This is a genomic window from Devosia insulae DS-56 (assembly GCF_000970465.2).
In the GTDB taxonomy this organism is placed as follows: domain Bacteria; phylum Pseudomonadota; class Alphaproteobacteria; order Rhizobiales; family Devosiaceae; genus Devosia_A; species Devosia_A insulae.
On record NZ_LAJE02000239.1, the window covers coordinates 1 to 9,336 of the forward strand.

The 9,336-nt window shown below is 66.3% G+C and carries 10 protein-coding genes; 3 read left to right on the forward strand and 7 right to left on the reverse strand.

What is annotated here, in order from left to right; genetic code table 11:
- The 3 genes from VW23_RS29040 to VW23_RS17170 form a co-directional block, all read left to right on the forward strand.
- The coding region (locus tag VW23_RS29040; RefSeq protein ID WP_483088801.1) for a type 2 periplasmic-binding domain-containing protein at positions 1–330 on the forward strand (330 nt) is incomplete at its 5' end.
- Positions 331–530: 200 nt separating this feature from the next.
- Positions 531–1,586, forward strand: coding sequence for a sugar phosphate isomerase/epimerase family protein (locus tag VW23_RS17165; protein ID WP_069910771.1), 1,056 nt, complete (start codon positions 531–533; stop codon positions 1,584–1,586).
- A 136-nt stretch (positions 1,587–1,722) separates the two neighbouring features.
- Positions 1,723–2,874, forward strand: a complete 1,152-nt coding sequence (locus VW23_RS17170; protein ID WP_069910772.1) for a Gfo/Idh/MocA family protein — start codon at positions 1,723–1,725, stop codon at positions 2,872–2,874.
- Between the two features lie 137 nt (positions 2,875–3,011).
- Here the strand turns inward: VW23_RS17170 and VW23_RS17175 are convergent, their stop codons facing one another.
- From VW23_RS17175 to VW23_RS17205, 7 genes are all read right to left on the reverse strand, one after another.
- A complete protein-coding gene (locus tag VW23_RS17175) occupies positions 3,012–3,791 on the reverse strand; it encodes a sulfite exporter TauE/SafE family protein (RefSeq protein WP_084646260.1) in 780 nt (259 codons plus the stop codon).
- Positions 3,760–4,698 carry a TraB/GumN family protein gene (locus VW23_RS17180; RefSeq protein ID WP_084646261.1) on the reverse strand — a complete coding sequence of 313 codons (939 nt, stop codon included), beginning with the start codon at positions 4,696–4,698 and terminating at the stop codon, positions 3,760–3,762. Before VW23_RS17180 ends, VW23_RS17175 begins: the two co-directional genes overlap by 32 nt.
- 110 nt (positions 4,699–4,808) lie before the next feature.
- On the reverse strand, positions 4,809–5,114 hold the full coding sequence (locus tag VW23_RS17185; protein WP_069910774.1) for an ETC complex I subunit: 306 nt from the start codon (positions 5,112–5,114) through the stop codon (positions 4,809–4,811).
- 31 nt (positions 5,115–5,145) lie between these two features.
- A complete protein-coding gene (locus VW23_RS17190; RefSeq protein ID WP_069910775.1) occupies positions 5,146–5,766 on the reverse strand; it encodes a HutD/Ves family protein in 621 nt (206 codons plus the stop codon).
- A gap of 7 nt (positions 5,767–5,773) precedes the next feature.
- Positions 5,774–7,444, reverse strand: coding sequence for a urocanate hydratase (gene hutU, locus VW23_RS17195; protein ID WP_069910776.1), 1,671 nt, complete (start codon positions 7,442–7,444; stop codon positions 5,774–5,776).
- Positions 7,441–8,250 carry an N-formylglutamate deformylase gene (gene hutG, locus VW23_RS17200; RefSeq protein ID WP_069910777.1) on the reverse strand — a complete coding sequence of 270 codons (810 nt, stop codon included), beginning with the start codon at positions 8,248–8,250 and terminating at the stop codon, positions 7,441–7,443. Before hutG ends, hutU begins: the two co-directional genes overlap by 4 nt.
- Positions 8,250–9,336: aromatic amino acid lyase (locus VW23_RS17205; protein ID WP_176730423.1), on the reverse strand; the 1,087-nt coding region annotated here is incomplete at its 5' end. The genes hutG and VW23_RS17205, both read right to left, overlap by 1 nt.

A 9,336-nucleotide genomic window follows, 5' to 3' on the forward strand; every position in this document is an offset into this window, starting at 1 on the left:
GTCATGGTTTCGGCGCGCGGTGACCTTGGCAGCTACACCAGCGATGTGCTTGCCGCGCTCGGCCGCACCCGGCGGGTGCAACTCACGGTGACGCACTTCATCATCGCGCTGGCCGCCATCGCCGAGACCGACCTCATCGGCACCATCCCGCTGGTCGTCGTCGGCAGCTATGCGCGCCGCTTCGGCCTCGGCACCGCACCCGTGCCGTTCGATCAGGGCAATCCCAGCTTCGTCCACCTGGTTGCGCCGCGCGCTGGCCTGACCGACGCCGGACTGGTCTGGGTGATGGATAGCATCGAGCGGTTGGTGCTCGAGAGTCTTGGGGCCTGAGCAAAGGCCGGGACCCCTGGCGGTTTCCACTCACCGTCACCTTGACAGTTCCGAGCCGAGCATGAAGGTAGCTGCCGACATGTCAGCGGCGGCCCGGCTCCATCCACATGCGGAACTCCAAGCGGGCAGGGCGTCCGGACTGATCTGAGGTACGTGCACGTAGTGGCGGCGGAACCGCGCCGTCCAAGGGAGGTATTCTGATGCGCACCATCAAAGGGCCGGCGATTTTCCTCGCCCAGTTCGCGGGCGACAAGGCCCCGTTCGACACGCTCGACCACATCTGCGCCTGGGCGGCCGACCTCGGCTACAAGGGCGTACAGATCCCAACCTGGCTGACGCATTTCGTCGACGTCGAGAAGGCAGCGACCTCCAAAACCTATGCGGACGAAGTGAAGGGCACGGTACAGAGCCATGGGCTCGAGATCGCCGAGCTTGCCAGCCACATCATCGGCCAGCTCGTCGCCGTGCATCCGGCCTATGACACGCTGTCCGACGGCTTCGCCATCCCGGAAGTGCGCGGCAATCCCAGGGCGCGCCAGGAGTGGGCGGTCAAGCACCTCAAGGCCTGCGCCGCGGCATCGAAGAATCTCGGCCTCAAGGCGCACGCCACCTTCTCTGGTGCGCTGGCCTGGCCCTATCTCTACCCGTTCCCGCAGCGTCCGGCTGGGCTGGTCGAAGAGGCCTTCGATGAGTTGGCCCGCCGCTGGACCCCGATCCTCGACGAGTTCGACAGGCACGGCGTCGACGTCTGTTACGAGATCCATCCGAGCGAGGACCTGTTCGACGGCGCCACCTACGAGATGTTCCTCGAGCGGGTGAACAACCACCCGCGCGCCAACCTGCTCTACGATCCCAGCCACTTCGTGCTGCAGCAGCTCGACTACCTGCAGTACATCGATTTCTACCACGAGCGGATCCGGATGTTCCACGTCAAGGACGCCGAGTTCAACCCGACCGGCCGGCAGGGCGTCTATGGCGGCTTCCAGTCCTGGGTGAACCGGGCAGGGCGCTTCCGCTCGCTCGGCGATGGCCAAGTTGATTTCGCCGGCATCTTTTCCAAGCTCAGCGCCTACGGTTTTGACGGTTGGGCGGTGCTCGAATGGGAATGCGCCATCAAGTCGGCCGAGCAGGGCGCGGCAGAAGGCGCGCCGTTCATTCAGAGCCACATCATCAATGTCACCGAGAAGGCGTTCGACGACTTCGCTGCGTCAGGCACCGACAAGGCGGCCAACCGCAAGATTCTCGGTCTGAGCTAAGCACCGCTTTTCCCGCACCCACGGTGTCATCCCGGCGCAGGCCGGGATCCATCCTGAGATATCTCAAGCTGGACCCCGGCTGCGCCGGGGTGACGTCGTGAGGGGGGTAGGCCAATAGAACTGAGGGAGTAAGAAAATGGCAGAGAACGGCGCTCCGCGCATTCGCCTGGGCATGGTCGGTGGCGGCACCGGTGCTTTCATCGGCTACGTCCACCGTGTCGCCGCCCGCATCGACGGCGATTATGAACTGGTCGCCGGCGCCCTGTCGTCCAACGCGGCGACGGCGCTCGAGAGCGGCAAGAACATCGGCCTCGCCGAGGATCGCATCTACACCTCCTACGAGGAGATGGCGGCCAAGGAATCCGCCCGCAAGGACGGCATCCAGGCGGTCTCCATCGTCACGCCCAACCACGTGCATTTCGGCCCGGCCAAGGCCTTCCTCGAAGCCGGCATCCACGTCATCTGCGACAAGCCACTGACCTCGACGCTGGACGACGCGCGCGCGCTCGCCGCGATCAAGCCGAAAAAGGGCGCAAAATTCCTCCTCACCCACAACTACACCGGCTACCCGCTGGTGCGGCAGGCGCGTGAGTTGGTGAAGTCGGGCGCCCTCGGCAAGATCCGCGTCGTCCAGGTCGAGTACCCGCAGGACTGGCTGACCAACGCTGCCGACCCGGGCAACAAGCAGGCGAGCTGGCGTACCGACCCGAAGCGCTCCGGCGCCGGCGGCGCCATCGGCGATATCGGCACCCACGCCTATAACCTCGCGCGGTTCATCACCGGACTGAAGACCGAGGCGGTCAGCGCCGAGCTCACCAGCTTCGTCAAGGGGCGCAAGCTCGACGACGACGTGCAGATCAAGCTCCGGTTCCAGGGCGGCGCCAAGGGCATGCTGTGGGCCAGCCAGGTCGCAGTGGGCTCGGAGAACGGCCTGCAGCTGCGCGTCTATGGCGAGAAGGCCGGCCTCGAGTGGCGGCAGGATAACCCGAACTACATGTGGATCACCGAGTTCGGCAAACCCAAGCAACTGCTGACCCGCGGCGGCGCCATCTCCGCTCCGCCCGCCGCCTCGATGAACGTCCGCATTCCGGGCGGGCATCCCGAGGGCTATCTCGAAGCCTTCGCCACGCTCTATAGCCAGTTCGCCCAGGTGATCCGCGGCGAAGGTAAAGATGTCGCCGGGCTGCTCCCCAGCCTTGCCGATGGCGTCGAGGGCATGGAGTTCATCATGGCCTCCGTCGCTTCGTCCAAGGCCGACGGCAAGTGGACCAAGCTCAGCGAGGTCTGAGCTTGCAATGCTCCTTCCCCTCACCCTGACCCTCTCCCCGCAGGCGAGAGGGGACGCACTTTGCACCTGCAGTGCCACATCGCCCCCTCTCCCCGCTGGGGAGAGGGTCGGGGTGAGGGGCAGGACGCCTTATTGACCTACACCCAAGCCGCCACCGCACCCCAGATCAGCACAAGTCCTGACGCGGTCAGCCCGACCAGCACGACGCGCCGGAACCCCACCGTGGTCAGCCGCTTGAACACCAGCACGCCGAGGATGGCGAACGGCACCAGCACCACCCCGGTCAGCGCCAGCGCCCCGAGCATCTCGATCTCGATCGTCCCGGCAATCAGATAGACCGTCAACGTTGCCGTATGCATGGCGATGTTGAAGCCCTGCAGCACGCCGCGCTGCTCGTCCTTGCTCCAGCCGCGCAATGTCGTCCACAGCGTCGGCACCGGACCCGAGATCCCGGCCATGCCGCCCAGCACCCCGCCGATCCAGCCGCTCACCGCATCGGCCACGCGCCCGCCCCAGCTGAACTGGAGGTCAGGCTTGAGCAGCAGCATCAATGGGCAATAGGCAATGAGAAACAGCCCGAGCCCGAACTTGAACAGGTTGGGGTCAGCCGCGCCCACCAGTTGCGCCCCGATCGGCACGCCGATCAGCCCACCGATGATCAAGGGCAGCGCCGCCTTGAGGCTGAAGCCGCGCCAGACAAAGGGCAGCGTCACCAGTTGCCCGACCAGCGAGCCGAATACCGACAGCACCACGGCCAGTTTGGGATCGACGCCCCATGCCCATACCGACAGCGATACCAGCGCGAAGGCAAAGCCAGAGACACCCTGCGCGAAGCCCGCCAGCGCCGCGCCCACGGCGATCAACACCAGCACCTGATCCATGCTGTTACCGGCGCCGGCTCGGCCGACCGGCCGCACCAGGGGGCGCCACCGAATAGTCCATGCGCTCGACCTTGAAGCCGGCCTCACTGAGCAGCGTCGGCACCCCGACCGGGCCGGCGAGATGTCCCGCGCCGACGATGATCATGGCATCCTCGTTGCTCGCCAGCATCTCAGCGATCTCAGTGCTCCAGCGGCGGTTGCGGTCGGCGAGCAGACGCCGGTAAATCGGCGAGTCGATCGGCCCGAGCGCCGCGTTCATCGTGCGCGCCAGCGCCTCGACGTCACCGGCGTGCCACAGCTCGGCCAAAGCGCCCAGCGCCTGGTCGGGGCTTTCGCTGGCCGCGATGGTGCGCATCAGTGCGCTGACCTGTTCGTCATCGGGCAGTCCGGCGAGCATCCGGAACTGCGTCTCCGCCGTCTCCAGTTCGCGCCGCCGCTCCTCGGCAATCTCATCGAGCAGCACCAGCTCGACGCCGGCCTGCTGCGTCATTGCGTTTTCGCCGCCATTACCCGTCGCCAGCGTCAGGCTCATCAGCGTCAGGTCGGCCAGCCATGGCCGCATCGACTCGATCATTTCGCGCTGTAAGCCGTGGTCGTCGAGAAACGCCTGCAGTGTCTCCTGCTGCTCGCCTGTGAGGTAGTCGCTGAGCTGCCGCCCGTCCCGGTTCCTGCCGTAAAGCATCGAAAGCCGGGTGAGGGTGGCGTAGGCATCCATATCCAGCACCATCTCGAAATAGACGTGGTCGGCCTCGGCGAGCGCTGCATTGAAGCGCTGCGTCCGCCAGTCCCGGTCCTTGTCGAGAATGTGGATGGAGCCGAACAGCCAGACGGAGCTGTCGGCATCACTGACCCGCCACAGGGCAGGGGCCGCCAGCGTTGCGGCCGGAGCGAGCCCGGCCAGAAATGACAGCAGCAACAGGGCGCGGCGGAGGACAGTCCTCATCGCCGCAGTCCCCCTGGAGCAGGATTGCGCTTCATTGAACCGCACTCCAGTTCCAATCCTTGTTTGTCGCGAGATCGAACCGGAAAAGTCTGCAACTTTTCCTGATCTCGCTAATGCGTCCAGGGCGTTTTGCGATCGGCGCGGAAATTGTCCGAGTAGATGGTGCGCTTCACCGTCGGCTTGTGATCAGGCAGCACCTGGTAGGCGATGCCGTTCTTGTGCGCATAGGCTTCGGCTTCCTCGAGAGTATCGAAGGTGAGGCGAATCTGCGCCCGCGTATCGGTGCTCGAGGTGTAGCCCATCAGCGGCTCGATCTCGCGCGCCGCGGCTGGCTCATGTACCAGGATCCATTCCTTGGACTTGCCCCGGCCGGACTGCATGGCATTGGGCGCAGGCCGGTAGATTCGTGCCGTCATCGTTACTTCGAGTCCTGTTGTCCGAATTGGACTAACTCATAGGGGTTTCCGGGCGCTCTTTCGAGTCCTTCTGTTCCGCTTGGGATCGGAAGAACTGGATCAGGTAGGTCGGGGCGCCGGGCTCCGGGGTGACGGCGATGCGCTGTCCAGGCGCGATGCCCAGCAGTGCGTCGAACCGGTCGGCCACAAGCGTCTCGCCCAGCCCTTCGACCACCGTCCTGCCGCCAAAGACCAGCACCGTCTCGTCGGCCGTACCTTCGATGGACAGGCGGCCATCCGAGGGCAGCCTGCGCATAGCATGCGTGAACACCCCGCGCCGGGTCATCGCATTGAGATCGGTGGTCTCGCCTTCGAGGACCTTGGCGTGCACCGGTGCCTCGCCGGCGAACGCGAACGGTTCGCTCTCGGTGCCCAGGGAGACCGTGCGGTCCGGTAACTGCAGGGCCATGCCGCGCCCGGCGAGCATGGCAATCGTCCGATCGATCCCGGCGAAGCTCGAGAACGCGCCGTCGGCATTGACCGTGGCGATGCTGAGGCGCCACAGAAAGTCCGAACCGGCCCCGGCGTCGTGGCGGGCGGCAACCTCGCGAGTGACGCCGCCGCCATTCCGCCAGGGCGTGACCGGCAAGTCCTGGAACCGGATGAGCCGCATTACGGCCTCAGCCAAGAATGCCGGGGAGGTCGAGCCCCTTCTCGCGCGCCACGTCGAGCGCGATCTCGTAGCCGGCATCAGCATGCCGCATGACGCCGGTCGCCGGATCGTTCCACAGCACCCGCTCCAGTCGGCGCGCCGCATCGTCGGTGCCGTCGGCACAGATCACCATGCCGGCATGCTGCGAAAATCCCATGCCGACACCGCCGCCGTGATGCAGCGACACCCAGGTCGCACCGGACGCCGTGTTGAGCAGCGCGTTGAGCAGCGGCCAGTCGGAAACCGCGTCGGAGCCATCCTGCATTGCCTCGGTCTCGCGGTTCGGCGAGGCCACCGAACCCGAATCGAGGTGGTCCCGGCCGATGACCACGGGCGCCTTCAGCTCGCCGCTGCGCACCATCTCGTTGAAGGCGAGGCCCAGCCGGTGGCGGTCACCGAGACCGACCCAGCAGATGCGCGCCGGCAGCCCCTGGAACGCGATGCGCTCGCGTGCCATGTCGAGCCAGTTGTGCAGATGCGTATTGCCCGGCGTCAGCTCGCGCACCTTGGCGTCGGTCTTGTAGATATCTTCGGGGTCGCCCGAGAGCGCCGCCCAGCGGAAGGGGCCGATGCCGCGGCAGAACAGCGGACGGATATAGGCCGGCACGAAGCCCGGGAAGGCAAAGGCGTTCTCAAGTCCTTCGTCCTTGGCGACCTGGCGGATGTTGTTGCCGTAATCGAGCGTCGGAATGCCCCGGTCCCAGAAGGCCAGCATCGCCTCGACATGCTCACGCATCGAGGCGCGCGCCGCTTTCTCGACCACCTTGGGCGCACTCTCGCGCCGCTCCCGCCATTCGGCCATGCTCCAGCCCTTGGGCAGGTAACCGTTGATCGGGTCATGCGCCGAGGTCTGGTCGGTGACGAGATTGGGGCGAATGCCGCGACGCACCATTTCCGGCAGGATTTCGGCGGCATTACCGAGGAGGCCCACCGACTTCGCCTCGCCGGCTCTGGTCCAGCGCGCGATCATCTCGAGCGCCTCGTCCAGCGTTGTCGCCTTCTCGTCGAGGTAGCGGGTGCGGAGGCGGAAATCGATCGAGTCCGGGTTGCACTCGACCGCCAGACAGGAGGCGCCGGCCATGACGGCGGCCAGCGGCTGCGCTCCGCCCATCCCGCCAAGGCCGGCGGTGAGGATCCACTTGCCCTTGAGGCTGCCGCCATAGTGCTGGCGGCCGGCCTCCACAAAAGTCTCGTAGGTGCCCTGCACGATGCCCTGGGTGCCGATATAGATCCACGAGCCGGCAGTCATCTGGCCGTACATGGCCAGGCCTTTCTTATCGAGCTCGTTGAAGTGATCCCAGGTCGCCCAATGCGGCACGAGGTTGGAGTTGGCGATCAGCACGCGCGGTGCATCCGCGTGGGTACGAAACACCCCAACGGGCTTCCCCGACTGGACCAACAGGGTCTGGTCGCTCTCGAGTTCTTCCAGCGCCGCGACGATGCGATCGAAATCCTGCCAGGTGCGGGCCGCCCGGCCGATCCCGCCATAGACCACCAGTTCGTTGGGGTTCTCGGCGACATCGGGGTCGAGGTTGTTCATCAACATGCGCAGCGGCGCTTCGGTGAGCCAGCTCCTGGCCCGCAACTGGGTGCCGCGAGGCGCACGGACTTCTCTAGTGTTGTAGCGGGGATCGGTCATGGCTGTGCTTCCGCGAGAGAGGGGGCAAGCGCCTCGAGGCGCTGCAGCATTTCGCCCAAATGGGCGCGCAGGCGTTCCGACTTGCCTGGGTCGAGTGCAAAGGGCGGCGCTTCCGCGACGAGGTGCGTCGCCTGCGCCAGTTCGAGCTGGATCGTCTCTACGCCGCCGGCCTGGTTGCTGTAGTGGCGTGTCGTCCAGCCGCCCTTGAAGCGGCCGTTGAGCACGGAAGTGTAACCCTCGGCGCTTCGGGCTACGTCAAGGACGGCGGCCTCGACGGCGGGCGCACAGGACGTTCCATCGGCCGTGCCGACATTGAAATCCGGCAGCTTGCCCTGAAACAGGAACGGGATATTCGAGCGGATCGAGTGGCAATCGAACAGGATGGCGACGCCATGCGTCGCGCGGACCCGCGCGACTTCGGCGGCCAGCGCCGTGTGGTAGGGGGCGTGGAACACCGCCAGCCTACGCTGCGTCTCGGCCGCGTCGGCGTATTCGCCTTCACTCCAGATCGGCATTCCGTCGAAGTCGGTTTCGGGGACGAGGCCGGTGGTGTTCTGGCCCGGATAGAGGCTGGCGCCGGTGGGGTTGCGGCCCACGTCGATGACATAGCGGTGGTGGGTGGCGCGGATGGTCGAGGCGCCCGGCAGCAGGGCGCGATAGAGCTGGTGGATATGCCAGTCGGTGTCGGCGAGGATTTTGCCGTTGTCGTCTAGCTGATCCCAGATCGCAGGCGGCACATAGGTCCCGGTATGTGGGAAGGCCAGGATGACGGGCGAGGTGCCCCGGTGGAGCTCGAAGATCTCCATCAGTGCGCCAGCTCCGGCAGGATGCCCTGTGCGATGGCGCTGGCGAGGCCGCCATTGGCGACCAACGTCACCGCGGCGGCGATGTCGGGGGCCATGTAGCGGTCCTCCTCGAGTTCGGGAACCACCGCACGCAGCGCCGAGCGGACCTTGAGCAGCTCGGTGCCGGTCTGCAGCGGCGCCCGGCAATCGACGCCCTGCGTCGCCGTCAGCGCCTCGATGCCGATAATGCCGAACAGGTTCTCAGTCATCTGCAGCAACCGGCGCGCCCCGTGACAGGCCATCGAGACATGGTCTTCCTGGTTGGCCGAGGTCGGGGTGGAGTCGACCGACGCCGGATGGGCCATCTGCTTGTTCTCGCTCATCAGCGCCGCCGAGGTCACCTCGGCAATCATCAGGCCGGAATTGAGCCCGGGCTGCTTGGCGAGGAATGCCGGCAAGCCGTAGGAGAGAGCAGGATCGACCAGCAAGGCGATGCGGCGCTGCGCAATGGCGCCGATCTCGCACACCGCGATGGCGATCTGATCGGCCGCGAAGGCCACCGGCTCGGCGTGGAAATTGCCGCCCGACACCACGCTGCCATCGGACAGCACGAGGGGGTTGTCGGTGACGGCGTTGGCCTCGATCTCCAGCGTCTGCCCGGCGTTGCGGAGCAGGTCGAGGCAGGCGCCATCGACCTGCGGCTGGCAGCGAATGCAGTAGGGGTCCTGCACCCGTTCGTCGCCTTCGACATGGCTCTCGCGAATGGCCGAGCCGGCGAGCAGCGTGCGCAGCGCCGCCGCCGCATCGATCTGGCCGCGATGCCCCCTGAGGGTGTGGATATCGGGATGGAAGGGAGCGGAAGAGCCCATCGCGGCGTCGGTCGACATGGCGCCGGTGATCAATGCCGCCTGCGCGGCGCGGTGCGCGCGGAACAGTCCGGCCAGCGCCAGCGCCGTCGAGGTCTGCGTGCCATTGATCAGCGCCAGGCCGTGGCCGACTTCATCGGCACCATCTACGGTCAGGTCCCGCTCGGGTGTCGTTTCCCGATCTGTGTCCGGGATGCCGCGGCCGCGCGCGTGCCCCGTCGTGACCTCCCACGTCGTTATA

What these genes read in the sequence shown, in the direction of transcription:
- VW23_RS17170 (WP_069910772.1), top strand. Translation starts at nt 1,723, where the DNA reads ATGGCAGAGAACGGCGCTCCGCGCATTCGCCTGGGCATGGTCGGTGGC.
- hutG (WP_069910777.1), bottom strand. Translation starts at nt 8,250, where the DNA reads ATGGAGATCTTCGAGCTCCACCGGGGCACCTCGCCCGTCATCCTGGCC.
- VW23_RS17185 (WP_069910774.1), bottom strand. Translation starts at nt 5,114, where the DNA reads ATGACGGCACGAATCTACCGGCCTGCGCCCAATGCCATGCAGTCCGGC.
- VW23_RS17190 (WP_069910775.1), bottom strand. Translation starts at nt 5,766, where the DNA reads ATGCGGCTCATCCGGTTCCAGGACTTGCCGGTCACGCCCTGGCGGAAT.
- VW23_RS17165 (WP_069910771.1), top strand. Translation starts at nt 531, where the DNA reads ATGCGCACCATCAAAGGGCCGGCGATTTTCCTCGCCCAGTTCGCGGGC.
- hutU (WP_069910776.1), bottom strand. Translation starts at nt 7,444, where the DNA reads ATGACCGATCCCCGCTACAACACTAGAGAAGTCCGTGCGCCTCGCGGC.
- VW23_RS17180 (WP_084646261.1), bottom strand. Translation starts at nt 4,698, where the DNA reads ATGAGGACTGTCCTCCGCCGCGCCCTGTTGCTGCTGTCATTTCTGGCC.